This is a genomic window from Mesorhizobium sp. WSM4904, from assembly GCF_029674545.1.
In the GTDB taxonomy this organism is placed as follows: domain Bacteria; phylum Pseudomonadota; class Alphaproteobacteria; order Rhizobiales; family Rhizobiaceae; genus Mesorhizobium.
On sequence record NZ_CP121354.1, the window covers coordinates 525440 to 551070 of the forward strand.

Genomic DNA, 25631 nt, shown 5'->3' on the forward strand with positions numbered 1-25631 from the left:
TGTCCGGTGCCGTTCGCGCAAGCGGGGCCATAGGCAATTTGCATCAGCTCCCCACCCTCCCCCTTGTGGGCGCGAGCGATCGAAGCAAGCGAAGATCGCTCGACGGGGTGGGGTCCAGTCCTTTCGACCCCACCCCGATCCGCTGCGCGGATCGACCCTCCCCACAAGGGGGAGGGTGGGAGGAGCCCCCCTACTGCCTCTTATACTCCCTGACCGGCGACTTCGTGCCGTCGGTATACGTCACCTGCACCGCCATCGACTTCACGTCGTCCTTCACCTTGAAATAGGGCTGGTAGTCCGAGGGGATGGCGTAAGGATCCTTGGCGCCGCAGGGCGGCATCTTGATCTCCTTGTCGAGCGCGGTGCCGTTCAGGCTGTAGCGCACCTCCTTGATGGCGCAGCGGAAGGACAGCATCTGGGTGAAATAGACCAGGCCATGGTTGCCGCCGGCGTCGAAGGCGATCCATGACGTCCAGAACTGATCGAGAATCTGCTTGTTGCCCTGCTGGAGTGCCGAATCCGGATCGAAGCGGATATCGAATGGGCCGGTCTCGCGGCCCCTGATGTCGAGATATTTTATGCCGATATTGGTGGCGGCGGTGCTGTCGGGCAACTCGAAGCTCGGATTGGGCATCGGCTTGCCGGTGCGCTGGTCGTTCATCGCCATCAGGCCGGTATCGGTGAACGGGCCGCTGTCGCCGAGCCGCCAGGAGATCGCGGTCGCCGGTTCGGGCAGCGAGATCGTCATAGACCAGCCGGCGTTGGAGCGCGTCGGCGTCAGCGTCGGCACGAAGCGCGCCGGGTCGAGCACATCGCTGAGCGCCGCCAGCCGGCTGCGGCTGCGGTCGAGCCAGTCGGCGAGCTCCCTTTGGTCGACGAAATATTTGAGCAGCCCGCCATCTTTCTCGTAGGAGACGAACTTGGTCAGCGCCTGAGCCTCGCTGCGCTTGTCGGCCAGAGTCTGGCTGCCGAGCCGATCCTCCGAAAACTCCTGCGCCAGGAGGAAGTAAGCCGGCGCATAGTCGGGATTGGCCGTGATGAAGGTGTTGAGCTTGTCGAGCCGCTGGGCGTCGTCGAACTGCAGGAGATGGACGAGCGTGATCGCAGGCGCCTTGGCCTTTTCGGCAAGCTGGCCGAACACTTCGCGGGCGCCGGCCTTGCCGTCCTGGACTCTCAGCAGCGTGGCGAAGCGCGTATAGGGATCGATGGCGTCGACATCGAAGCCGGCAAAGGCGAGATAGGAACGCCTGGCGTTGAGCATGTCGCCCGCCAGCTCATAGACGCGGGCGTTGTGGTAGAACTCGTCGGGACGCTTGGGATCGGCAATCGCGCCGCCTTGCGCGGCCAATTGGGCAAAGCCCTTGGCGATCGTGTCGATGGAGGCGGCGATCTGCTCAGTCGTCGCCTGCAGCTTTTCGGCCTGAACCTGCTGCTGTTGCTGGCCGGCGGCAAGCGTATCCGTGGTCTGCTTCACCGCTTCCACGGTCTTCTGCGTCTCGGCGCCCTGCGCGGTCTGCTGCTTCTCAGCCTGCGCGATCTGGTCGGTCTTCCGCGCCACCGTGTCGGTGGATTTCTTGACCTGTTCGACGGTCTTCTGCGTTTCGGTGACCGTCTGCTCGATCCTCGCCACCTTCTCGGAGACGATGCCGAGCGACTGCTGGAGCTCGGCCACCGCCGGCACCAGGGTGGCGATGACGCCGTTCTGGGAATTGGTCTCCTGCTGGATACCGTAGACGCCGCCGGCGATCGCAGCGGCGCTTGTCGCGAAGATCAGCGCCGGCATGGCCTTGGCCGCCAGCACCAGACGCAGCACCATGGCGACGGTGATGATCGCCGCCGCGACCGCCGCGATCAGCGCGATATAGGCGGCGAAGGGCCCGAGCGGATTGAGCACGTCCGACACCGCGCCGCTGACGAAGGCGACGCTGCCCGCCCATTTGCCGGTGCGGCTGAGCGAGGCCCTGAGCAGCGAGGTCGTGCCCGTGGCGATTTCCGACATGCCGATCCCCCCAAATCCAAGCCGGCGCATCATAGCGGCAAGGCGGTGGGGATGGCAAAGCGGGGTCGCAAGTGTCGCCCGAGGGCAGAACCTCACCGCAACTGCCAATGGCCAAGGTTGGGCGCTGCCCTCACCTGCCTGCCGGCATCCTCTCCCCGTATAGTGACGGGGAGAGGGACGCTGTCGCCGCCGATTTCGCCAATCGCCAGCTTGCAGGAAAAGCGCCAAGGTAGCGGGCCAACTCCCTTCTCCCCGTCACTATACGGGGAGAAGGTGCCGGCAGGCGGATGAGGGGCAGCGCCGTCATCGGTGGCAAGGCAACCCGGTTCAACCCTACAAAACCTGGGCAAATGCCTTAATGCCGCCGTTAACCAAATGGACGCGGTGGACGCGGTACGGTAGCTTCGCCGCATCTCAGCAACAGCTTAAGAACAATTTTGTCCAGTCCGCGTCCCTTTCTCCTCCTCCAGAAACTGATCGCCGCGCTTGTCTTTCTGGTGCTGGTCGCCGGCTGCACCACCGCGGCGCCGCCGGAAAGCGTGCTCGCCGTCCCGGCGCAGCCGCAGAAATACGCGGCGATCGTGGTCGACGCCTCGACCGGCAAGACCTTGTTCGAAGTGAATTCGACGGCGCAGCGCTATCCGGCCTCGCTCACCAAGATGATGACGCTCTACATGCTGTTCGAGGCGCTGGAGAGCGGCCGGGTGAGCAAGGAAACGCAGATCCCGGTCTCCGACCATGCCGCTTCGCAGCCGCCGACGAAGCTGCGCTTCAGGCGCGGCGAAACGATCGACGTCGATTCCGCCATCCGCGCCATGGTGGTGAAGTCGGCGAATGACGTGGCGGTGGCGGTGGGCGAATATCTCGGCGGCGGCAGCGAGGACCAGTTCGCCGCCATGATGACCGCCAAGGCGCGCCAGCTCGGCATGACCAACACCAATTTCCGCAACGCCTGTGGCCTGCCCGACGACGGCCAGGTGACGAGCGCGCGCGACATGGCGGTGCTGGGAATAGCGCTCGAGCACCGCTTCCCGCAGCATTTCCACTATTTCTTCGAAAGCGACTTCATGTTCCGCGGCCGGCTGGTGCGCGGCCACAACGACATGCTGGGACGGGTGCGCGGCGTCGACGGCATCAAGACCGGTTATATCCGCGCCTCCGGCTACAACATCGTCACTTCCTACAATGCCGACGGCCGGCATCTGATCGTGGTGGTGATGGGCGCCCAAAGCGCGCGCCAGCGCAACGACCATGTCGAAGCGCTGATCCAGCGGAGTTTGGGGCCGACCGTCGCCGATGCGAAACCGCAGCTGATGTATGCCGGGCAGCAGCCGGCCGCTGCGGCGCTTCCCGGTTTGCCGCAGCCAGACTCGGCGCTGCCTGGCCTGCCGCCGCCGGCCGCGCCTGCGTCGCCGCCGCCGGGCCAGCCGGCGTCCGATTTGCCATCGCCGGATTTGGCGTCGCCCGCTTCGCCGCTGCTGCCGGCGCAATAGAAAGTCGCGGCGGACGTCCAGCGCCTCGTCATCCTAGGGCGAAGCAAGGAGCGGAGCGACGCAGCGCAGACCCTAGGATCCATTCCGTGACCGAGGAGCGTCGAGGCGGTTCAGACAGTGACGCCGAGACGCCAGCGTGGGCGTCCTCTGTTCTGCATCGCGGCGCTTTTCGGCAGGCGTAACGGAATGGATTCTAGGGTCTGCGCGACGTTTCGCGTCGCTCCGCCCTAGAATGACGAACTGAAAGTGGCGCGCCGTCCTATCCGTAGACCTTACCTAACCACCAGCACCGGGATCTCCGTCAGCGACACCACTTCCGCGGTCTGGCTGCCGAGCACCAGCCGGCCGATGCCGCGGCGGCCGTGCGAGGCCATGACGATGAGGTCGCAGGCTTGCGCGCGGGCCGTGTCGAGGATCGCCTCGGCGGGCGCCTTGTTCTCGATATGCAGGACCTTCGCGCGCACGCCGGCCGCATCGGCATCGGCCTTGCACTTGTCTAGCACCTTGCGGGCATATTTGCGCGCGCTTTCCTCGTAATTGGTGAGCTCGTCGGCGGCGACATATCCGGCCATGGCGCCGCCCCAGGCTAGGGCCGGGAACGGCTCGGAGACGGTGACGAAGGTAACGGTGGCGCCGAGGCCCTTGGCGAGCTCCAGGCCGTGGGCGACGCCCTTGCCGGCGAGCTCCGAGCCGTCGGTGGCGATCAGAATGTGCTTGTACATGGTGGCGGTCCCTCTTCTGCGGGGCGACGCGCCCCTGGTGGCGGGAGCCTGATTGGAGGCAGGCTTAGGCTTGATGTAGTTTGTCGCGCCGGCCGGCCACAGGGGCAGGGATGGTGCCAGGCGGCGGGGATCGTGGCGCCAGCGGGCGCGGATAATCGCAAAAGGCGCTCCCCACTCCGTCTCGGGCTTCGCCCGAGCCACCTCTCCCCCACCAAAAAGGTGGGGGAGAGGAAATAAGGTCGCGCCCGTTCCTCTCCCTCGCGAAGCGGGGAGAGGTGGCTCGGCGAAGCCGAGACGGAGTGGGGGCGGGGCCGGCATACGCGATGACACTCCGGGGCTGGGAAGCTTCCCGCCCCCACCAATCACAAGAACTTGTTCGGTCACACGGCCTTCACAGTCGCGATGGATATGCCGCGCCGGCTTGGCGTATCGTATCGCAAAGCCCTGCGAACAGGAGCACTGCCATGGCCAGCGACCCGAAGGCATCCGCGCAAAAGCAAGCGGACAACGAGAACGAAAGCGGCGGCGAGTATCTCGAGGCGGCCACCGTGCCGGAGGACGCGCAAGACGCGGCCGACGAGATCCTCGAAGCGCCGGAGGTGCCGGATTCGGAGCCCACGCCGCCTGGCGCGGCGCGGGTCAAGCCGAAGAAGAAGCCGTCGGCGATCAGCGGCAGAAAGTTCCGCAAGCGCGACCTGGTGCGCATCGACGATCTCAGGCCCAGCCTTTCCGACCGCATCCGCGCCGATCATCCCGACCTGCCGCGCGGCGCCCGCATCAGCCGCCAGGAGCTTTCCCGCTACCGCATGCGCTACATGGAGGAACTGCTGCAGCAGGAGCACGGCGAATTCTCCGAGCTCGACCGCCAGGTGGTAGAATCGATCGCGAGGCAAGACACGATCTCGGAAAACTCGGAAGAGGAGTTCGAGGAGCACCGCTCCTTCGCCGACCGCGTCTCCGACACCATGGCCGAGTTCGGCGGCAGCTGGTGGTTCCTGATCTCGTTCGCGGCCGTGCTTCTGATCTGGATCGGCCTCAACCTGTTGCAGGGCGAGGCCAGGGCGTTCGACCCCTACCCGTTCATCCTGCTCAACCTGATGCTCTCCTGCATCGCCGCCATCCAGGCGCCGGTGATCATGATGAGCCAGAAGCGGCAGGAAGCGAAGGATCGGCTGCGCTCCTTCAACGACTACCGGGTGAACCTCAAGGCGGAGCTCGAAGTGCGGCACCTGCATGAAAAGCTCGACTACCTGATCTCGCGCCAGTGGCAGCGGCTGGCCGAAATGCAGCAGATGCAGCTCGACGCCATGCACGAGCTGACCGCGAAGAAGCAGAAGCGGGCCACTCGGGCGGTGAGACGCAAGGCCGCCAAGGTGCAAGCGGAGGGTGAGGCCTAGGAGCTCGGGTTGCTCGCCGCCACAAAGTAGGGGCGAGGTGGCCCGGCGAAGCCGAGACGGGGAGCGCCATCTCCGATTGCTCTATCGGCAAGGCAGTCAGCCATCCCGGGCCGCTGCACAATCGCCAATTGCCCGTTGAAGCCCGGAGCAGCTTCCGCTAAGAAGCCGTGGCTGGCCGGTTCACCGGCCGGTTCGTTTTTCCGGTTTCCCGGGAAGCACCCGTAGCTCAGCTGGATAGAGCGCTGCCCTCCGAAGGCAGAGGTCACAAGTTCGAATCTTGTCGGGTGCGCCATCGATCTCGGTATCGAGGAAGGGCGGGCGATACCCCGCCAGCAACAACTTCATTCGGGGCGCTTGGCGAATTCCTCGCCGGCAATCCGCACCGCCTGTTGCACGACGGGATAGCCGCTGTAAGGGACGAGGTTGAGCAGGGTTTCGAGCACCTCCTTGCGGCTCGCGCCGGCATTGAGCGCTGCATTGATGTGGACGCGCAGCGGGGCTTCCGCAGTCTTGGTCGCGACCGCGGCCAAGGCCGCGCAGGCCGTCAGCTCGCGCGTCTTGGGATCGATGCCTGGTCTTGAGAAAACATCGCCATACGAGTGCTCGACGATCATCCGGCCGATATCCGGCGCAATGTCGTCGAAGCTGCGGATGACGGCCTCGCCGGATGCTGCGGAGGTCTGTGCAAGCGTTGCGAGCCCGCGCGCGCGGCGCACCTCCCGACTCTCGGACGCCGCAGCGGACGGCGCCGTGATCGCCGTGGCGTCGCGATCTGCCGCGAAGGCCTGTCGAGCGAGGCGGAAGGCGTTGAGTGCGGCGGGAAATCCGGCATAGACGCTAAGCTGCATCAGCGCTTCGGCAATCTCTGCGGGCGACAGGCCCTGCTTGAGGGCGGCTTTGAGATGGAAATCGAGAGCTTCGTTGCGGTTGCCGGTCGCCGCGAGCATCGAGATGATGGCTAGGTGCCTGGCCTTCGGTTCCAGCCCCTCGCGCGACAAAGCCTCGCCGAAGGCGAATTCAATCGACCAGCGTGCAAGCTCCGGCGAGATCGTCTCAAGAGGCCGCAGATGGTCTTCGCCGTGGACTGCCGAGAGGACTTCCAGGCCGCGCCGGTATCGCTGTGTTCCGTCGTCGCTTGCCGGCGGCGGGGCTTCGAAAGCGATACGTCGTTCCTGGAAGATCTCGCGCACCAGGGCGATCGAGTCGACAGCGCAAGGGAAGCCGAGGACCGCCACGGATACGAACAGCAACTCCACCAAATCCCGCGGCCTGCCTCCGGCGTTGAGGAAGCCTGTCATATGAAACTTGAGCTGCGGCTGGACGCTGCCCAGCGCCATCAGACAAGAGACGGTGCAAACCTGCCGCAGCGGCAAATCCAGTCCCGGCCGGGAGAGAATATCGCCATAAGGGTATTCGACCATAAAACGCGCCAGGTCCGGCGACGCTTCCGCAAGCCGTTTGATCGGCAAGTCAAAGCCCTCGCCGCCGATTCGCCGGAGAACTTCCATGCCGCGTTCGAAACGCGTGCCGTTCGCTTCTTGAGCCATGGTCTGTCGGCACTCCCTTATCAAGCGATTCATGTGGAGGTCTCGGGCATTTCGGCCATGCGGCAAGCCGTCGAGCCATCGGACATAGGTCCGCCAGCGACGCATATCGAGAGGCCCACACCGACACAATCATAGCACCACAGCGTCGATGTAGTGCGCCTCGTCATCGGGTCCTCCCGAGTCGCCACCTCACTTGACTTCATCATCAGTCTCCACTTATCATAAGTCATGACTGTTGACAGCGTCCAGCTCGCCGCCCTTGGCGACACCACCCGCAGACAGATCTTCGAGCTGATCGCGGAGCGGCCGCACTCGGTGGTGGAGATCACGCGGCAGGTTGCCGTGTCGCAGTCGGCGGTGTCGCAGCATCTCAAGGTGCTCAAGGCTTCGCGGCTGGTGCGCGCGGAGCCTAAGGGCGCCAGCAACGTCTACCACATCGACCCGCACGGGCTTGGCCAGATGCGCGCCTGGCTCGACCGGTTCTGGAGCCAGACGCTCGCGGCCTACAAGGAGGCCGTCGAGACTCCACCAGAGGAGCGATCATGAACACGAGAGTCCCCATCGCGTCGGTGAAGCAGTCCGTCGTGGTCGAGGCGCCGATCGAGCGTGCCTTCAAGGTTTTCACCGAAGGCTTCGGCAGCTTCAAGCCGGCCGAGCACAATCTGCTTACCGTGCAGATCGCCGAGACGGTGTTCGAGCCGCGGGTCGGCGGCCATGTCTACGACCGCGGCGTCGACGGCACCGAGTGCCGCTGGGCGCGGGTGCTGGCCTATGAGCCGCCCAACCGGGTGCTCTTGAGCTGGGACATCAGCCCGCAATGGCGGATCGAGACCGACTTGGAAAAGACCAGCGAATGGGAAGTGCGGTTTATCGCCGAAACGGCAGGGCGCACCCGCGTCGAGCTCGAACACCGGAACCTGGAGCGCCACGGTGAAGGCTGGGAAAGCGTGCGCGACGGCGTCGGCGGAGACCAGGGCTGGCCGCTTTATCTGCAGCGCTATGCGGAGGTGGTGCGGCGGGGCTGACGGTAGCCCGGATTTGCACGATCGAGTTCCTTCGCACCCCCGTCTGTCCTGCCGGACATCTCCCACACAAGGGTTACGGCATGCACACATTTCCAAGCGACTGGTCTTTGGCGATAGCGTGCATGGCAGCTTGGCGCATGCATTGTCTTATGTAGCGCTGGTCGACCCCCACTCCGTCTCGGCTTCGCCGAGCCACCTCTCCCCCGATCGACGGGGTAGAGGAAAGGCGCCAAGCCTTTTGCCGTCAACGCTCGTCCAGCAAGGCTCCCTTCCTTTCCCTCCGGAGGGGGGAAAGGTGGCGCTGCGAAGCAGCGACGGATTGGGGGAACCACGTGGCAATCAAGCCTCAGGTCGATCAGTCACGCCAGTCACAGAAGATGTGTGCCTAGCCACAAGGGGGGAGATTGGCAGCTTCGGCGCCCCGCTCATCTTTGACACGTTGGAGTCTTTGAGACGTTGGAGATTGGCGAAAGCTGATGCGACATCCGATCTCCCCCCTTGTGGGGGAGATGCCCGGCAGGGCAGAGGGGGGCGCTGTCCGGCCGACGTTCGACGCTTAGTCTCTCTGCCCTAACAGGTAGCCAAGTGACCGCGCAGTGGGCTGACGATTGGCCGCCCAGGCGCGATTCCCTCACCCCAGCGTCTCGCGGATCGCCACCGCCAGCCGCTCTACCCCTTCCCGCATCTGCGCCGCATCGCACGCCGCGTAGCCCAGCACCAGCCCCTGCGTCGGGGCCGTGTTCTGGAAGTATTTCGACAGCGGCGAAACGTTGATCGCCCTCCTTGCCGCAGCCCGGCTGACCTCGATGTCGTCGATGCCCTCCTTCAGATAGCCCACCACCTGGATGCCGGCCTCGGCGGGCGACAGCGTGATCTCGTCGCGCAGGCGCTCCAAAACGATCTCGCGGAAAAGCTGGCGGCGCTGGGCGTAGATGCGGCGCATGCGTTTAAGGTGCCGGCTCATATGGCCTTCGGTGATGAAGTCGGCGAGTGCCGCCTGCAAGAGCAGCGGGGCGAACTGGCCGGTGGTGGAGATCGCGTTGACGATGCGGCCGGCGAGCTCGACCGGCAGCACCATGAAACCGATGCGCAGCGCCGGGAACAAGAGCTTGGCGAAGGTACCGACATAGATGACGCGGCCGGAGCGGTCCATGCTCTGGATCGCCGGCACGGGCCTGCCCTGAAAGCGGTATTCGCCGTCGAAATCGTCCTCGATCACCCAGGCATTCGCGGTTTCGGCGATGTCGAGCAGGCGCAGCCGCTCCTCCATGCGCATGGTGATGCCGAGCGGATGCTGGCAGGCCGGCGTCACATAGACGAGGCGGGGCGAAAAGTCCGGCGTGTCTGACCCTTTGTTGGAGCATGATCTTTCTCCGAAAACCGGTTCCCACTTTTTGCTTTCGCTGACCTTCGGTTCGGGATCATGCTCAAGGCGCCAGCCGCGCTCCTGGTCGACCGGGATGGGTCGGATCTTGGCGCCGGCCACGGTGAAGGCGGCCTTGGCGCCGTAATAGCCGGGCTCTTCCATCCACACCGTGTCGCCGGGGTCGAGCAAAAGGCGGGCGAGCAGATCGAAGGCTGCCTGCGCGCCGGTGGTGACGACGATCTGTCCGGGGCGGCAGCGCACGCCGCGCGCGGAATAGAGATAGCCGGCGATCGCCTCCTTCAGCGCCGGATGGCCGGTCACGTCATAGGTGCCGAACAAAGTCTCGCCGCCATGGCTGGCGCGGCGCGCCACCAGCCGGCCCCAGACGCCGAAGGGAAAGCTCGTCGCGTCCGGCATGCCGGGATGGAAGGCGACGTGCCCTGGCCTGCCGTGATGGCAAGGCTGGCTGAGCAGCTCCTCGCCGCGCCGCGAGGGCCGGCGCAGCGGCACCGGCGGCGCTTCGGCAAAAGCCTCGCGCGGGCCTTCCGGCAGGTCGACGATGACCGGGCGCGCGCCCCGGCGGTTGGCCAGATAGCCTTCGGTGACGAGCTGGTCATAGGCCGAGACGATGGTGTTGCGGCCAAGCCCGAGCTCGGCGGCCAAAGCCCGCGTCGAAGGCAGTTCCGAGCCCGGCGCCAGCGTGCGGTTGCGGATGATGGCGACGAGGCCGTGATAGAGCTGGCGCGACAGATGCTCGGGGCTCGAGCGGTTGACGGCCAGCATGTCGAGCGGGAAGGCCTGGGGCTTGGGGTGGAGGGGGCGCATGGGAGTTAGTCTCTGTGGCCTGCCGGCAACGGAAGCGTCCAAGGAGCTCGCTTTGCAGCGTCGAGTTCCCGCCCACCCCCTCTGGCCTGCCGGCCATCTCCCCCGCAAGGGGGGAGATCAGATGTCGCCCCGGCTTTCGCCAATCTCCAACGTTGCAAGGATGGCACCGCCAGCGGAGCTGCCAATCTCCCCCCTTGCGGGGGAGATGGCCGGCAGGCCAGAGGGGGGTGCCTCGCGCCAACGATGGACGCCTAGGTAGCTCTTCCATATGCCACACCGCTCCCTGATTCCTCCCCATCCTGCCACAGCCGCCGGCGCGCACAACTGGTTCCTTCATTTTCCGGAAAACTGGACCTCGCGATGGAGACAGAGCGGCGTAGACTCCAATTGCTGACGTTGGGGTAAGACGTCGACGAGAGGACTGGTTCGGGCAAGGCAACTGGGAGGGCGTCTGGCCAAACGAACGAGGCAGGGCTTTGCTCCTGCCGCCCGCAGCCATTTCCCTCCCGAAACTCACACCGCGCGGCTTTCCGGCCGTGGGTGGAAAGCGAGCAATGACCACAGTTCGACTTGGCATCAATCCGATCACCTGGACCAATGACGACGTGCCGGAATTGGGCGGCGACACGCCGCTCGAGACCTGCCTCGGCGAAACCGCGCAAGCGGGTTATGCGGGAACGGAGCTCGGCGGCAAGTTCCCGCGCGACAGCCGCATGCTCGGTCCCATCCTCGACCGTTACGGGCTGGCGCTGGTTTCCGGCTGGTATGACGGCCGCATCTGCGAGAAAGAGGTCGAGGACGAGTTCGAGGCGATCCGGCCGCATCTGACGCTGCTCAGGGACCTCGGCGCCAAACATGTCGTCTATGCCGACACCTCGCGCGGCCGCCATGGCGCGATCCACGATCCGATCTCGCAGCGGCCAAGGCTTTCGGCCGAAGAGTGGAAGCCCTACGGCGAAAAGATCACGCGGCTGGCCGAACGTTTTGCTGATTTCGGCGTCGGCATGGCCTTTCATCATCACATGGGCACGATCGTCGAGACCGACGAAGAGATCGACATGCTGATGAAGGTCACCGGCGAGGCCGTCGGGCTGCTCTACGACACCGGCCACTGCGCCTTCTCCGGCGGCGACCCTGAGCGGCTTTTACGCCGGCATGTCGGCCGCGTCGTCCATGTCCATTGCAAGGACGTGCGCCCGGCGGTGCTGAAGAAGGCGCGCGCCACCGACATGAGCTTCATGGGCGCGGTGATGGAAGGCATCTTCACCGTGCCCGGCGACGGCGCGATCGACTATGCGAGCCTGCTGAGGATCCTGGCCGACAAGGGCTATTGCGGCTGGCTGGTGGTCGAGGCCGAGCAGGATCCGGCCAAGGCGCATCCCTTGACCTATGCGAGAATGGGCTACCGCAACCTGCGCGACCTCGCCCGCAAGGCCGGGTTCACCGTCGACGAGCGGAAGGGCTGAGGAACAAGCGGGGCGATGAGTTCGGTCCTGTTCAGAAACGTGGTCAAGAATTTCGGCGCGCTCAACGTGCTGCGATCGCTCGACCTCGCCGTGCCGGACCACAAATTCCTCGCGCTGCTCGGCCCATCGGGCTGCGGCAAGACGACGGCGCTGCGCATCCTGGCGGGGCTCGACATGCCGACCGCCGGCAAGGTCTTCATCGGCGAGCGCGACGTCACCCGGCTGCAGCCGCGCGACCGCGACATCGCCATGGTGTTCCAGAGTTATGCGCTCTATCCGCAGATGACGGTCGCCGAAAACATCGGCTATCCGCTGTGGATCCGCGGCACGCCGGACGCGGAGCGAAAGGCCAAGATCGGCGAGGTCGCCTCGATCCTCGAAATCGGCCATCTGCTCGACCGCCGGCCGCGCCAGCTCTCCGGCGGCCAGCGCCAGCGCGTCGCGCTGGCCCGCGCCATCGTGCGCGACCCGGCGGCCTTCCTGATGGACGAGCCGCTCTCCAATCTCGACGCGCGGCTGCGGCTCACCATGCGCGGCGAGATCAAGCGGCTCTGCCAGCGCCTCAGCGCCACCACCATCTACGTCACCCACGACCAGGTCGAGGCCTTGACGATGGCCGACCTGGTCGCCGTCATGCATGGCGGCGAGCTGCAGCAGATGGCGCCGCCCATCGAGGTCTACGACCGTCCGGCAAACCGCTTCGTCGCCACCTTCGTCGGCAACCCGCCGATGAACATCCTGCCGGCGGCACTCGCCGAGCAAGGCGTGAAGGTCGGCGCCAGGATCGTGCCGTTGGAGCAAACGCGGCTCACCCAATGCCGCCAGGCCGAGATCGTCGAGATCGGGCTGCGCCCGGAAGACTGCAGCGTCGCCCAGCCAGGCGAACCGTGCGCGCTGCCCGGCGAAATCTACGTCGTCGAGCCGATGGGCAACGAGACGCTGGTCAATGTCCGCCTCGAAGGCGGCAACGTCTCGGTACGGGCCGGCCGCGATTTCAGGGGCGCGGTCGGCGAAAGCATCGGCGTCGCCTTCGACCCGGCGAACGCCTGTTTCTTCAATTCGGCCGGCCTCACCGCCGTCCACAGGGTCAACAGCAATGGGAGAGTGAAATGATGCATTCCAGCAGACTTACTCGCCGCTCCGTCATCAAGGGCGGGCTTGGCCTGGCTTTAGCCACCACGGCCCTCACCACGCTCGGTCTGCCCATGCCCGCCAGGGCAGCCGGCAAGAAGGTCATCATCGGCGCCTTCGCCGATGGCGGGCTGACGCCCTTCAAGCAGAAGATCATCCCGCTGGCGAAGGAGCAGGGCTTCGACATCGAATTCCTCGAGGATGAATATGGCGTGACGCTGGAGAAGTGGTTCGCCGACGCCCAGAGCGGCGCCGGCCAGTACGACCTCTATCTGCTCGACGATCCATGGGTGCCGCAGTTCGGCGCCGCCAACGTGCTCGAGGATCTCGGCGCCGGCGGCATCGACGGCGCCGACAAGGACTGGATCGGCTCGATGATCGACATGGGCTACTGGCCGCCGCAGCAGGGGCCGCGCGTCAAGGGCTTCGAAAGCGCCAAGTCGACGCTGATCTGCGTGCCCTTCGTCGGCGACCTGCAGACGCTCACCTACCGCAACGACGTCTTCACCGGCGGCGCGCCCAAGACCTGGGACGAGGTGATCGCCAAGGGCAAGGAAGGCGTCGCCGCCGGCAAGATCAAATACCCGGTCGTCTTCCGCGGCGTTTCGGGCAACCCGATCGTCACCAGCTGGTATCCGGTCTTCCTGTCGTTCGGCGGCTCCTTCTTCGACGACAAGTGGAACCCGATCTTCAACTCGGCCGAAGGCAAGGCCTCCGCCGACTTCTTCGTCGGCACGATGAAGCAGAACGCGCCGAGCGGGGTGGTCGAGTTCGACTCCGACCAGGAAGGGGCGGCGATCCTCGGCGGCGAGGCCGGCGCCATCATCCAGTATTCGGGCAATGCGCTTAAGGCCGACGATCCCGCTCAGACCAAGGTGGCGGGCAAGCTCGATTTCGGCGTCGTGCCCAGCCAGGCAAAGGCGATCGCGCAGATGGGCATCTTCATCGCCGGCGTGCCGAAAGCGGCGCCCAACAAGGCGAACGCGATCGAGTTCCTGAAGTGGTATGTCAGCGCCGAGACCCAGGCGAAGCTGTCGGAAGCGGGCTCGATCCCGGTCAAGCGCAGCGCCTTCGGCATCGCCAAGCCAGGCAACCGGCTGATCCCGGTCGCCCTCAAGCAGCTCGACGCCGGCGCGCTGCCGAGGCCGCGCACGCCCGACTGGGCGAAGGTCGAGGAACTGCTCGGCATCGAGCTCAACAAGGCGCTGCAGGCCGGTTCCGGCGGCGGCGCCGCGCTCGACACGGCCGCCAAGCAGGTCAAGGACTATCTGACCACCGCCGGGTACTACTGATGCAAGGCGCAGCGCAGGCACGCAAATATCGCCTGCAGGGGGCGGGGCTCGACCTCGCCCTCCCATATCTCATGTTGGCGCCGGGGCTGATGATCGTGCTCGGCGTGCTCGTCTATCCGCTCTGGGACGGTCTCAGGGCCAGCACCAGGGCCTACCGCTACGGCTCGCCGATCTCCGATGTCGGCCTGCAAAATTATGTTCATCTGTGGAGCGACACGCAGTTCCTCAACGCGCTCTGGATCACGGTGAAGTTCGTGGCGCTGTCGGTGTCGTTCGAGGCGGTGCTGGGCTTCGCGCTGGCGCTGTTTTGCCTGCGCGAATTTCGCGGCATCCGCCTGCTCAGGACGGTGCTGATCATCCCGATGGTGATCACGCCGGTCGTCGTCGCCATCGTCTTCCGCCTGATCTACGCCAGCGACGCCGGCATGCTGACGGCGCTGTCGGAAGCCATCGGCGGCGGCGAAGCGCAGATCCTCGGCAACCCGCTCAACGCCTTCATCGGCCTTGTCGTGCTCGACGTCTGGGAGTGGACGCCGTTGATGTTCCTGATCCTGCTCGCCGGGCTGCAATCGCTGCCGCACGAACCGTTCGAGGCCGCGCGGGTCGACGGCGCCGGCGCCTGGCGCGTCTTTGCCGATCTGACGTTCCCGATGATGCGGCCGGTACTGGCGGTCGCCATTGTGCTCAGGACCATCGATGCCTTCGGCACCTTCGACCAGGTCTTCGTGCTGACCCGTGGCGGGCCGGGCGAGGCGACGAGGCTGATCTCGATCTACGGCTACGACACCGCGTTCAAGTTCCAGCAGACCGGCTACGCGGCGGCGCTGTTCGTGACGATCGGCCTCGTCGTGCTCGCGCTCGCCTTCAGCGCCATCCGGCTTCTGCGCAGGATCGACGCGTCATGAGTACCCGTCTGGCGCGCATCGTCACGACCCTCTTCGTCCTGGCCGTCGTGCTTTTGCCAATCTACTGGCTGGTCTCCACCTCGCTCAAGTCCAACCGCGAGATCACGCAGGAAGGCACGCTCTATCCGCACGTGCCGACGCTCGACAACTATGTCCGGCTGTTCACCGAAAAGCAGTTCGGTTCCTACCTGACGAACTCGCTGGTGGTGACCTTCTTCTCCGTCGCCATCGCGCTGGTCGTCGGCGCGATGGGCGCCTATGCGATCGTCAGGTTCCGCCTGCCTTTCGCCATGGAGGGCAAGGTCGGGCTGTTTCTTTTGACGCTGCGCATCATCCCCCCGGTTGTCATCCTGATCCCGGTCTATCTCTTGATGCTGAGCCTCGGCCTGCTCGATACCTGGCTCGGCCTGATCGCCACCTACACCGCCTTCAACGTCACCTTCTGCGTCTGGATGATGGAAAGCTTCTTCCGCGAGATCCCCGTCGATCTCGAGGAAGCCGCGATGGTCGACGGCGATTCGCGCTTCGGCGCCTTCCGCCGCATCACCCTGCCGCTGGCGGCCCCCGGGCTAGCGGCGACCGCGATCTTCGCCGTGCTGGTCACCTTCAACGAGTTCCTGTTCGCGCTGGCGCTGACGGCGACGCCGCGCGCGATGACCATGCCGCGCGGCACGGCGACGCTGATCGGCCGCATCGACACCGACTGGGCTTCGATGGCGGCGGCCGGCGTCATCGGCGCGCTGCCCATCGTCTTCTTCGCGCTCCTGGTGCAACGCCATCTGGTGCGCGGGCTCACCATGGGCGCGGTGAAATGAGCGCCGGCGAAACATGAACCTGGCTGTCGCGCGACAGGGCGGCCCGACAGGAAAGTCGAAGCGCATGATAGATGTTTGTCTTTTCGGAGTGGGGCTGATCGGCCGTGTGCACGCCGGCAATCTGGCGCGCCATCCAAGGGTGCGGCTGCGCTACATCGTCGATCCCAATCGCGAAGCGGCCGCCAAGGTCGCCGCCGCCACCGGCGCCGGGATAGCCGACACCGACACCGTGATGAACGACCCGTCGGTGAAGATGGTGTTCATCGCTTCCGCGACGCGCACGCATGCCGAGCTCGCCATGGCAGCGGCGGCAAAAGGCAAGGCGATCTTCTGCGAGAAGCCGATCGATCTCGATCTCGAGCGCACGGACGAGTGCCTGGCCGCGGTCGAGAAAGCCGGCGTGCCGTTCCAGATCGGCTTCAACCGCCGCTTCGATCCGAGCTTCCGGGCGCTGAAGGAGCGCCTTGCCGCCGGCGAGATCGGCGCCGTCGAGCAGGTCATCATCACCAGCCGCGACCCCGAACCCGAAACCGAGGAAGCGCTGGCCGGGGGCGGAGGCGTCTTCCGCGAGATGACCATCCACGACTTCGATATGGCGCGAAACCTGCTTGGCGAGGAGCCGGCCGAGCTTTTTGCAACCGGCTCCTCGCTGGTGGCGCCGCAATACAGGAAGCTCGGCGACTACGACACCGCGATGTTCATCCTGCGCACCGCGTCCGGCCGGCAGTGCCACATCAACAACAGCGTCAGGGCTGCCTACGGCTACGACCAGCGCATCGAGGTGCATGGCGCCGAGGGCATGCTGCAGGCCGGCAACCGGCTGCCGACCTCGGTCGAGATGTACGGCGGCAAAGGCATATCGCGCGACAAGCCCTACTACTTCTTCGTCGAACGCTACGCCGAGTCCTACGCCGCCGAGATCGATCATTTCATCACCTGCGTCGAAACCGGCAGGAAGCCCGCCGTCACCGCCGGCGACGGCCGCAAGGCCATGATCCTTTGCGAGGCGGCGCTTGCCTCCGCCAGATCCGGCAGGTTCGAGCCTGTGAAGCTCTGAGCGGATGGTCTCAACTCGGGAGTCCTGAAAATGAAGATCGGCATGATCACCGACAGCCTGGGCAACCTTTCCTTCGACGAGATGCTCAACGCCTCGGCCGAACTTGGCCTGGAGACGCTGGAATTCGCCTGCGGCAACTGGTCGTCGGCGCCGCACATCGATCTCGCGGCCATGCTGGACAGCGCTTTGACCCGCGCCGAATTCGTCGCCAAGGTCCGCGACCACGGGCTGACAATCGCTGCCCTCAACTGCTCGGGCAACCCGCTGCATCCGGGACCGCAGGGCAAGAAGCACCGTCAGATGACCGAGGACACGATCCGGCTGGCGAGCCTGATGGGGATCGATCGCGTGGTGATGATGTCCGGCTTGCCCGGCGGCCCGGGCGATGCCAACCCCAACTGGATCATCACCGACTGGCCGCCCGAATGCGCCGAAATCCAGCGCTACCAGTGGGACGAGTGCATCATTCCCTACTGGCGCGATCTCGTCAGCTTCGCGAACAATCTCGGCATAGGCAAATTGTGCCTGGAGCTGCATGGTCATCAGGCCGTCTACAACGTCCAGACGCTGTTTAGGCTTCGAGATGCCGTCGGCGAAACCGTCGGCGCGAACTACGATCCGAGCCACCCGCTCTGGATGGGCGCCGATCCAATCGCCGCCGTGCGCAAGCTCGGCTCGGCGATCTACTATGTGCATGCCAAGGATACGCGCATCGAACCGATACCGGCAGCCGTCGACGGCGTGCTCGATGCGCGTCCGCCGAACCACTATGCCGATCGGGCCTGGAACTACATCACGCTGGGCTATGGTCCCGGCGAGACCTGGTGGCGGCAGTTCTGTGTCGCGCTGAAGCAGGTCGGCTACGATGACGTGCTCTCCATCGAGCACGAGGACATGATGCTGTCGCCGATGGAAGGCATGCGCAAATCCGTGGCGTTGCTGCGCAACGTCGCCATCAATCTGGCTTGATGCAGGCGGATCGCCTCGCAAGGCCGATGCCGCCGCCGAGCCTGGTCGCGGCGCTGGCGTGCGAGCCCAAGCTCGTCGCCAAGCATCCGGCGCTCGGCGATTTCCTGCGCAGCCGATGGGCCGACGCCGCCTTCATGACGGCGGCCGGCATGGCCGAGGCCACCGGGCTTCCAACCACCACGCTGATCAGGCTGCTGACGCTTCTCGGCTATTCGAACTTCCGCAGTTTCCGGGACGCCGTGCGCGCGCAGCTCAGATCGGGCTGAAGGTCAGGGCACGATCCCCCTGCAGGCCCACGCAACGTTGGCGAAGGATCTCGGCCCATCCGGCCGTCCGGCCTCATAGGCATCGCGGACGGCGGCTTCGACGCGCGTCCGCTCCGCCGCATCCAGCGTGGTCATGAACTTGCCGAGCGGGCCTTCGCCGGCGCCGATCGGCGCCCAGTAGTCATCGAAGTTCTGGTAGTCCATACGGATCGTCAGCTCGGTTTCGCTGACGTCTGCCAGGCCCTGTTCGACAAAGGTCCGCTGCATCTCGCCGGGCTGCATCATCGGCTGGAAGCAATAGCGATTGCGCATCTGGCGCCCGGCCTCGCTGAGCGCCGCCACCGTGTCGATCATCATGCGCATGCCCGTCATGCCGCCGAGATGGTCCCAGACCACGGCAGCGACCACGCCGCCCGGCCGCACCACGCGGCGCATCTCGGCCACCGCATTGCCGGCTTCCGGAACGAAGTGCAGCACGAGCAGGGCAAGGGCGCGGTCAAATGTGTTGTCCGCGAAGGGCAGCGCAGTGGCGTCGGCTTGACTGATGGTGACGCGTGGATCGGTGTTCCTCTCCTTCGCCGCCGCGACGAAGACCGGCGAGAAGTCGATTGCTCGGATCTCGGCGAGATCGGCGGATTTCGTCAGTTCGAAGGTCAGGCTGCCGGTGCCGCAGCCGACGTCGAGGATCTTTTCGCCTTTGGCCAGGCCGGCGAAGTCGATGAACTTGGGGGCCAGCCTGCGGCTCCAGCGCCCCATGAGCTGCTCATAGCCGGACGCCGCGTGAACGGTGAAGCTCGATGTCATCAAGGCCCTCCCTGGTTATGCGTCCAAGCTAAGTCTCGACGGCATTGCTGCCAAGCGCAGAGCAATCGACGGTATCGAACGCAGAATAGCGCAATGCGTGCCGGCGCCTGTGTGGGCAATTTCACGGTGGCCAATCTATGCATCAGCCTCAAGCTTTCGAAAGCAGCGCCTGCACCGTCTCTATCGGCATCAGCATCACCCGCTCGCCAAGCGGAGACCCAATGAAGCCGTGCCGTTGATAAAAACCCATCGCTTCATCGTCGATCGCATGCGTCACCACGGCACGAACCCCGGCAATGTCCGAGACCGCTAGACAGCGCCGCAGCGCATCCGAAAGCAGGTCGCTGCCTAAGCCTACTCCCTGGAACGCCTGATCGACGGCCAGACGGCCGATCAGCAGCAAAGGGATTTGCTCGGGCATGCCGTGCCGCAGCCGTGCGCTTGGCAGCGCAACCCGCTCCTCCATCGCCGTCGAGATCGCGTAATAGCCGACGACGCGATCGTTCGCGTCCGCGTCACAGACGACATAGGTTCGGGCTGACAGGCCCTCGCCGGCCAAGGCGCGATTGCGCAGCCAGTCGTCGAGGGATGGATGCTTGCCGTTGCGAAATTCGGAAACGTCGTGGCCGACGGTCAGCCGTTCCGGAGGGCGGACTTGCAGTTGCCCAGCGGGCATCAGCGCTCCCAGGCCGGCTTGCGCGTCATCCGCGCGCGAAGTTCCTCGGACGGTTTGCTGGGCGTGTCGAGCAGATCGAGAAATTTCTCATGCGCATCGGCGTCGAGAAAGAAGGCGCGCTGATCGAGAATGGTCTCCTCCGCCTGTTTGCGGGCGCTGTCGAGCATGAACTCCGACAGTTTCTGCCCGCGCAAGCTCGCGGCGCGGCTAAGAACAGCCTTCATCCCCGCTGAGGCGCGGATCTGAATCACATCATCCTTGCGCGCTGCGTCGCGAGTGGACCGCGCCATCGAAAATCCTCCTGTTCAGGATCGGATATCTAGCTATTGTCACGACAATGTCAATACAACGCAGAGCGGCCAGCAGGCTGGGATCGCTCATCCTGTCTTCACGCTCGCCACGCTCTCCCGCTCCACCAGCGGGCATTCCAGCTTGGTGATCGGGTAGCGGCCGTGGCCGGGCGTCGGCGGGGTCTCCAGCTGCTCGATCGCCCATTGGCCCATCGCCAGATGCGGCAGGATCGACGTCGTCAGCGGCGGGAAAAGGTGGCGGGCAATCTCCTCGTCGTCGTAGCCGACCACCGAAATGTCCTGCGGGATATGCAGGCCGGCTTCCTTCAGCGCTTCGTAGCAACCGATCGCCGTGCGATCGTTCTGGCAGAAGATGGCGGTCGGGCGGTCCTCGAGCGCAAGCAGCTTCACCGTCGCGGCATAGCCGGCGCTGGCCGACCAGTCGCCCTCGACCACCAGCTCCGGATCGAAAGGGATGTCGGCGGTGGCTAAAGCGCGGCGATAGCCTTTCAGCCTATCCTGCGCCGCCTGCATCCAGGGCTCGCCGGTGATGGTGGCGATGCGCCGGTGGCCGTGGCTGATCAGGTGCCGGGTAGAGCTCTGGCCGCCGGCGATTTCGGAAGGCACCACGGCCGGGAAGGCATAGTCGGCGGTGTAGCAGTTGAGCAGGATGACCGGGATGTCGAGACTGTAAAGAAACTCGGGCGCCGTGATCTCGCGGGTGAAGATGGTCATGTAGATCAGCGCCGAGATGCCTCGCCGGGTGAGCGCTGAAATGGCGCGCGGCTCCATCACGGCATCGCCCATGGTCTGCGCCACCAGGAGCACATTGCCGGCATTCCACGAAGCCTGGCGCGCGCCCTCGATGGCGACCACTGCCTCGGGGCTGGTGGCAAGCTGGTCGACTGCGAAGCCGATGACGCCGTCCAGCCCCTCGAAGGGCGCGACGGGCGGGCGGAGCGCCGAAAAGACCGGCGGCGAGTAGCCAAGCGCTCTCGCCGCCTCGATCACCCGGTCGCGCGTCTGCTGCGACAGCCTGATGCCCGGCGAATTGTTGAGCACGAAGGAAACCGTCGCCTGCGAGCAGCCGGCGGCCCTTGCTATGTCGGTCATGGTGACGCGACCCTTGGGCTTGGCGGTGCGTCGCCTGGACGTCTCCGGAGGATCGCGCAGTTCCGTCGGTTCGCTCATGGTTCGTTTCCCAAAATCCTGCCGGCTGTCAAAGCGATAGCGGCAAGATGATCGAGGTCAGCGCATTTATCGGAAATGCGCGTGATTTATAACTATTATCAATACGCCATCTTCCTCGCCAGCTGCGCCGCCTGTCAACGAAAAATAGGCGTTCGACATCGGATGCCCCGGCTATTTTCCGCGCATACCCGCATTGGAGCGTTTCCCCGTTTTACGGAAACGGCGAACCGCTCTATCTCTTTGTTTTGACGCAATTCCGCACGGAAAACCGTCACACACTTTTCCTGGAATTGCTCTAGCGGCGGAGCGTTTCCGCCGCCGCTCTCCTCTTCTCGCTGAGCGCCCAGCCGACGATCTCCTCCGCGGCCGGTGCCTCCTGATGGCATACTAATAGTCTTTACTAATAGCCGTAAGCGTTTTACTGTCAACTCGCCGCGATCGGACCGGAAGGCTCCCGGCCGGCAGCGGCAAAGTGGGAGGAGCGCGTGTCGGATGATCGGCTGACCGCCGGAAGAGGGCTGCCTTGCTCTCACGAAAATGTCAGACAAATCGGACTATTTACGAACGCGAAATCTGTGTCTAGTGTCTTGGTCGCGGCTGGAGAGGCGCCGTTCTAAAGTTGCCAGACCTTGGGCAAGCCCCTTGAGGAGGAGGGCGTCCAGGCCGCAGCCGAGACATCAGCGATGAGTTTCAAAAGGGAGGTTGAACCATGAAATCCATGATACGTAACGCATCCGTGGCCGCGGCAGCCTTGGCTATCGGCCTGACGGCGAGCGCAGCCGTGCGCGCCGACGACAAGCCTACGCTGGCCTTCGTCGTCAACGGCGCGTCAGACTTCTGGAAGGCGGCGGAAGCCGGCGTTAAGAAGGCGCAGGGCGAATTGCCCGACTACAATCTCGAGCTCAAATATCCGGAGCAGTCGTCTGTCGCCATCCAGCAGCGCCTGATGGACGATCTGGTGACGGCCGGTGTCAAGGGCATCATGGTGTCGGCGGTCGACCCCAAGACCTCGACCGACGGGCTGAACAAGATCGCGTCCGAGACGGCGCTGTTCACCACCGACAGCGACGCCCCGCAGACCAAGCGCGTCGCCTATATCGGCTCGTCCAATGTCGATGCCGGCAAGCAGGCGGCCGAGATCGCCAAGAAGGCGATGCCGGACGGCGGCAAGTGCCTGGGCTTCGTCGGCCTGCTCGGCGCCGACAACGCCAAGGAGCGCATCCAGGGCATGAAGGACGGGCTCGCCGGCAGCAAGATCGAGCTGGTCGACGTCCGCGGCGACGACATCGACCAGGCGCGCGCCAAGAAGAATGTCGAGGACGCGCTGGTCGCCAGCCCCGACATCACCTGCATGGTCGGCTTCTACTCCTACAACACGCCGCGCATCTATGAAGCGCTGCGCGACGCCGGCAAGCTCGGCCAGATCACCGTCGTCGGCTTCGACGACGATCCGATCACGCTGGGCGGCGTCAAGGAAGGCACCGTCGCCGCGACCGTCGTGCAGCAGCCCTTCGAATGGGCCTATCAAGGCATGAAGCTGATGGCTTCCTACCTCAAGGGCGACAAGTCGGGCATCCCGGCCAATGGCCTGATCATCGTGCCGACGAAGATCATCGGCAAGGACGATGTCGACGCCTATGCCGCCAACCTGAAGGCGATGGCCGGCAAGTAATCGATGCACAGTTGCGCCGGCTCGAGTTCGTCTTGAGCCGGCGTCCGTATTGACGGGCCTGCCAAGGCCCGTCAGTCTGTAGCCCATCGGGTGCTGCCAAGTGCCATGAATTGTGGCGTGATGAATTACTCCGAGACATCCTTCGCTCAATCGACAACCGCTCCGTTCCTGAGCCTCGAGGCCGTGCGCAAGACCTATCCGGGCGTCGTGGCGCTGGACGGGTTCTCCATGGAAGTCAGGCCGGGCGAGGTGATCGGCCTGGTCGGCGAGAACGGCGCCGGCAAATCCACGTTGATGAAGATCCTCGGCGGCGTGACGCGGCCTGACAGCGGCACCGTCACCGTCGACGGCGTCGCGCATGACGGCTTGACCGTGGAAGCCAGCATCGGCTCCGGCATCGCCTTCGTGCATCAGGAGCTCAACCTCTTCGAAAACCTGGACGTCGCCGCCAACATCTTCTTCGGCCGCGAGCCGCTGAAGGCCGGGCCGCTGAGGCTGGTCGACCGCGCCGGGCTGCGCGAGATGGTGGCGCCGCTGTTGAAGCGCGTCGGCGCCAATTTCTCAGCCGACACGCCGGTCGCCTCGCTGTCGCTGGCCCAGCAGCAGATGGTCGAGATCGCCAAGGCGCTGTCGATCAAGGCGCGGCTGGTGATCCTCGACGAGCCGACCTCCAGCCTGCCGATCGCCGAGACCGAAAAGCTGCTCGACGTCATCAAGGGGCTGCGGGCGGAAGGCATCAGCGTCATCTTCATCTCGCACCGCCTGCACGAGGTCGAGCGCGTCGCCGACCGCGTCGTGGTGCTGCGCGACGGCATGCTGGCCGGCACGCTGCCGAAGAGCGAGATCAACCACGACCAGATGGTCAAGCTGATGATCGGGCGCATGCTGAAGGAGCGCGAGAAGGCCGCCGAAGCGGGGCGCGCTCCGGGCGGCGTCGCGCTCTCGGCAAGCGCGGTGCGCACCAGCGCCTATCCGGACCACCCGGTCAGCCTGGAGCTGAGGCGCGGCGAAATCCTCGGCCTTGCGGGGCTGGTCGGTTCCGGCCGAACGGAGCTGGCGCGCGTGCTGTTCGGCATCGACGAGCGGCTCGGCGGCAGCGTCGCGCTGGACGGCAAGGCGCTCAATGTCGGATCGGCCGCCGATGCGGTGGCGAGCGGCATCTTCCTCGTGCCGGAGGACCGCAAGCTGACCGGCATCCTGCTCGACCTCTCGATCGCGCAGAACATTTCGCTGCCCAATCTGCCGGCGCATGCGAAGCGCTCGCTGGTCTCGGCCAGCGCCGAGCTCGCCACCGCCGAGAAGCAGAAGAAGGATCTCGGCATCAAGGCGCCGTCTGTCCTGACCCGCACCGGCACGCTTTCGGGCGGCAACCAGCAGAAAGTGGTTTTGGCCAAATGGCTGGCGATGAACCCGAAGGTGATGATCCTCGATGAGCCGACGCGCGGCATCGACATCGGCGCCAAGGCGGAAATCTACGGGCTGATGCGGTCGCTCGCGGACGCCGGCGTCGCGGTGCTGATGATCTCCAGCGACATGGAAGAGGTGATCGGCGTCTCGGACCGCATCGCGGTCATGCATGAGGGGCAGATCTCCGGCATTCTCGACCGGGACGATTTCAGCCAGGAGAACGTGCTTTTGCTGGCTGTGGGCAAGAAGCCAAGGCTGGCGCATGCCGCTGGAGGAGCGCAATGAGCAAGAAAGATCTCGGGCTGCTGGTGCTGATCCTGGTGGTCGGCGCGGTGGTGACCGCCATCAACCCGCGCTTCCTGTCGACGATCAATCTGGCCAACACCTCGAACCTGGTCGCGCTGTTCGGCATCCTTTCGATCGGCCAGGCCTTTGTCATCATCACCGGCGGCATCGAGCTTTCGGTCGGTTCGCTGATCGCCCTGCTCGGCACGCTGTTCATCGACTTCATCGCCGTGCGCGAGATGGACTGGCCGCTGGCCTTCGTGCTGATCATCCTGCTCGGCGCCATCATCGGCTTCGTGCATGGCTGGCTGATCACGCGGCTCAAGATGCAGCCTTTCGTGGTGACGCTTTGCGGCCTGCTGATCTACCGCGGCGTCGCCCGCTTCTACACCGCCGACGGCACGGCCGGCTTCGCGTTCGGCCAGAATTTCCCGGATCTGGAATTCCTCACCGCCGGCCGTTCCGGCGGGCTGCCGAACTCCTTCATCGCGCTGATCGTGATCGCCGTCGTCATGTGGGTGGTGCTGCACCGCTCGGTGTTCGGGCGCTATCTCTACGCCATCGGCAAGAACGAGGAAGCGGCGAAATATTCGGGCATCCGCACCGGCCGCGTCGTGATCGCGGCCTATGTCATCTGCGGCGTGCTGACGGCGCTGTCGGCGATCTATTTCGCCATGTATACGCGCTCGATCTCGCCGGCGAGCCATGGCCAGTTCTACGAGCTCTACGCCATTGCCGCCGCAGTGCTCGGCGGCTTCTCGCTGCGCGGCGGCGAGGGCTCGCTGGTGGGCGTCATCCTCGGCACCGTGCTGCTGCAGGAATTGCAGAACCTGGTCAACCTGCTCGGCATCCCTTCCTCGCTCAACTTCGCGGTGATGGGCGGCGTGATCCTGATCGGCGTGCTGGTCGACCAGCAATGGGGCGTGTTCCGCGCCCGGCGCCGGATGATGGAGGCGACGCGCCGGAACGTCGCCGGCGCGCCGGCGGAGTAGCGCTACCTTTTACCTTCTCCCCTTGTGGGAGAAGGTGTC

Annotated in this window: 23 protein-coding genes and 1 tRNA gene; 16 read left to right on the plus strand and 8 right to left on the minus strand. The window is 65.2% G+C overall.

Translation table 11 applies throughout. The features are described from left to right. Positions 1–190: 190 nt before the first annotated feature. Positions 191–1999, minus strand: a complete 1809-nt coding sequence (locus QAZ47_RS02415; RefSeq protein ID WP_278232379.1) for a methyl-accepting chemotaxis protein — start codon at positions 1997–1999, stop codon at positions 191–193. Positions 2000–2436: 437 nt separating this feature from the next. Between QAZ47_RS02415 and QAZ47_RS02420 the strand changes: the two genes are divergently transcribed. Further along, on the plus strand, positions 2437–3492 hold the full coding sequence (locus QAZ47_RS02420; RefSeq protein WP_278232380.1) for a D-alanyl-D-alanine carboxypeptidase family protein: 1056 nt from the start codon (positions 2437–2439) through the stop codon (positions 3490–3492). Between the two features lie 272 nt (positions 3493–3764). Here the strand turns inward: QAZ47_RS02420 and QAZ47_RS02425 are convergent, their stop codons facing one another. Continuing rightward, entirely contained in the window at positions 3765–4214 is a 450-nt protein-coding gene (locus QAZ47_RS02425; RefSeq protein ID WP_278232381.1) for a universal stress protein, read from the minus strand. 464 nt (positions 4215–4678) lie between these two features. On the opposite strand from QAZ47_RS02425, the gene QAZ47_RS02430 reads away from it, so the two are divergent. Both QAZ47_RS02430 and QAZ47_RS02435 read left to right on the plus strand, forming a co-directional pair. Beyond that, positions 4679–5611 (plus strand): DUF1003 domain-containing protein, encoded by a 933-nt coding sequence (locus QAZ47_RS02430; protein ID WP_278232382.1) that lies wholly within the window; start codon positions 4679–4681, stop codon positions 5609–5611. Between the two features lie 215 nt (positions 5612–5826). After that, positions 5827–5903: transfer RNA gene (locus QAZ47_RS02435), tRNA-Arg, on the plus strand. A gap of 49 nt (positions 5904–5952) precedes the next feature. Here the strand turns inward: QAZ47_RS02435 and QAZ47_RS02440 are convergent. After that, positions 5953–7158, minus strand: coding sequence for a carboxymuconolactone decarboxylase family protein (locus QAZ47_RS02440; protein WP_278232383.1), 1206 nt, complete (start codon positions 7156–7158; stop codon positions 5953–5955). Between the two features lie 228 nt (positions 7159–7386). Here QAZ47_RS02440 and QAZ47_RS02445 point away from each other — a divergent pair, with 228 nt between their 5' ends. Together QAZ47_RS02445 and QAZ47_RS02450 are read left to right on the plus strand one after the other, a co-directional pair. Continuing rightward, complete coding sequence (locus QAZ47_RS02445) at positions 7387–7704, plus strand: metalloregulator ArsR/SmtB family transcription factor (RefSeq protein ID WP_278232384.1); 318 nt, start codon at positions 7387–7389, stop codon at positions 7702–7704. Further along, a complete protein-coding gene (locus QAZ47_RS02450) occupies positions 7701–8183 on the plus strand; it encodes an SRPBCC family protein (RefSeq protein ID WP_278232385.1) in 483 nt (160 codons plus the stop codon). The genes QAZ47_RS02445 and QAZ47_RS02450 overlap by 4 nt, the downstream gene beginning before the upstream one ends. Positions 8184–8814: 631 nt before the next feature. Here QAZ47_RS02450 and QAZ47_RS02455 read toward each other — a convergent pair. Then, a complete protein-coding gene (locus QAZ47_RS02455) occupies positions 8815–10374 on the minus strand; it encodes a PLP-dependent aminotransferase family protein (RefSeq protein ID WP_278232386.1) in 1560 nt (519 codons plus the stop codon). A 554-nt stretch (positions 10375–10928) separates the two neighbouring features. On the opposite strand from QAZ47_RS02455, the gene iolE reads away from it, so the two are divergent. From iolE to QAZ47_RS02495, 8 genes are all read left to right on the plus strand, one after another. Then, entirely contained in the window at positions 10929–11840 is a 912-nt protein-coding gene (gene iolE / locus QAZ47_RS02460; protein ID WP_278232387.1) for a myo-inosose-2 dehydratase, read from the plus strand. A gap of 15 nt (positions 11841–11855) precedes the next feature. After that, on the plus strand, positions 11856–12953 hold the full coding sequence (locus QAZ47_RS02465) for an ABC transporter ATP-binding protein (protein WP_278205411.1): 1098 nt from the start codon (positions 11856–11858) through the stop codon (positions 12951–12953). After that, a complete protein-coding gene (locus tag QAZ47_RS02470) occupies positions 12950–14263 on the plus strand; it encodes an extracellular solute-binding protein (protein ID WP_278232388.1) in 1314 nt (437 codons plus the stop codon). The genes QAZ47_RS02465 and QAZ47_RS02470 overlap by 4 nt, the downstream gene beginning before the upstream one ends. Beyond that, entirely contained in the window at positions 14263–15168 is a 906-nt protein-coding gene (locus QAZ47_RS02475; protein WP_278232389.1) for a sugar ABC transporter permease, read from the plus strand. The genes QAZ47_RS02470 and QAZ47_RS02475 overlap by 1 nt, the downstream gene beginning before the upstream one ends. After that, complete coding sequence (locus QAZ47_RS02480) at positions 15165–15983, plus strand: carbohydrate ABC transporter permease (protein WP_278078097.1); 819 nt, start codon at positions 15165–15167, stop codon at positions 15981–15983. The genes QAZ47_RS02475 and QAZ47_RS02480 overlap by 4 nt, the downstream gene beginning before the upstream one ends. A 64-nt stretch (positions 15984–16047) precedes the next feature. Continuing rightward, positions 16048–17040, plus strand: coding sequence for an inositol 2-dehydrogenase (gene iolG, locus QAZ47_RS02485; RefSeq protein WP_278205414.1), 993 nt, complete (start codon positions 16048–16050; stop codon positions 17038–17040). A 30-nt stretch (positions 17041–17070) separates the two neighbouring features. After that, on the plus strand, positions 17071–18009 hold the full coding sequence (locus QAZ47_RS02490) for a sugar phosphate isomerase/epimerase (protein WP_278232390.1): 939 nt from the start codon (positions 17071–17073) through the stop codon (positions 18007–18009). 26 nt (positions 18010–18035) lie between these two features. Next, entirely contained in the window at positions 18036–18275 is a 240-nt protein-coding gene (locus QAZ47_RS02495; RefSeq protein ID WP_278232391.1) for a hypothetical protein, read from the plus strand. Positions 18276–18278: 3 nt separating this feature from the next. Here the strand turns inward: QAZ47_RS02495 and QAZ47_RS02500 are convergent, their stop codons facing one another. The 4 genes from QAZ47_RS02500 to QAZ47_RS02515 all read right to left on the minus strand — a co-directional run bounded on the left by QAZ47_RS02500 (position 18279) and on the right by QAZ47_RS02515 (position 21236). Continuing rightward, positions 18279–19079, minus strand: a complete 801-nt coding sequence (locus QAZ47_RS02500) for a class I SAM-dependent methyltransferase (protein ID WP_278232392.1) — start codon at positions 19077–19079, stop codon at positions 18279–18281. A gap of 148 nt (positions 19080–19227) precedes the next feature. Further along, positions 19228–19755, minus strand: a complete 528-nt coding sequence (locus QAZ47_RS02505) for a GNAT family N-acetyltransferase (protein WP_278205416.1) — start codon at positions 19753–19755, stop codon at positions 19228–19230. After that, entirely contained in the window at positions 19755–20045 is a 291-nt protein-coding gene (locus QAZ47_RS02510; RefSeq protein WP_278232393.1) for a DUF1778 domain-containing protein, read from the minus strand. The genes QAZ47_RS02505 and QAZ47_RS02510 overlap by 1 nt, the downstream gene beginning before the upstream one ends. An 87-nt stretch (positions 20046–20132) precedes the next feature. Next, positions 20133–21236, minus strand: a complete 1104-nt coding sequence (locus QAZ47_RS02515) for a LacI family DNA-binding transcriptional regulator (protein WP_278232394.1) — start codon at positions 21234–21236, stop codon at positions 20133–20135. 709 nt (positions 21237–21945) lie between these two features. Between QAZ47_RS02515 and QAZ47_RS02520 the strand changes: the two genes are divergently transcribed. The 3 genes from QAZ47_RS02520 to QAZ47_RS02530 all read left to right on the plus strand — a co-directional run bounded on the left by QAZ47_RS02520 (position 21946) and on the right by QAZ47_RS02530 (position 25592). After that, positions 21946–22908 (plus strand): sugar-binding protein, encoded by a 963-nt coding sequence (locus tag QAZ47_RS02520; protein WP_278205419.1) that lies wholly within the window; start codon positions 21946–21948, stop codon positions 22906–22908. Between the two features lie 120 nt (positions 22909–23028). Then, the gene (locus QAZ47_RS02525; protein WP_278233758.1) at positions 23029–24600 is read left to right on the plus strand and encodes a sugar ABC transporter ATP-binding protein; all 1572 of its coding nucleotides are present in this window, start codon (positions 23029–23031) and stop codon (positions 24598–24600) included. Further along, positions 24597–25592: an ABC transporter permease gene (locus QAZ47_RS02530; RefSeq protein WP_278078107.1), complete on the plus strand. Its 996-nt coding sequence runs from the start codon at positions 24597–24599 to the stop codon at positions 25590–25592. The genes QAZ47_RS02525 and QAZ47_RS02530 overlap by 4 nt, the downstream gene beginning before the upstream one ends. Positions 25593–25631: the final 39 nt, after the last annotated feature.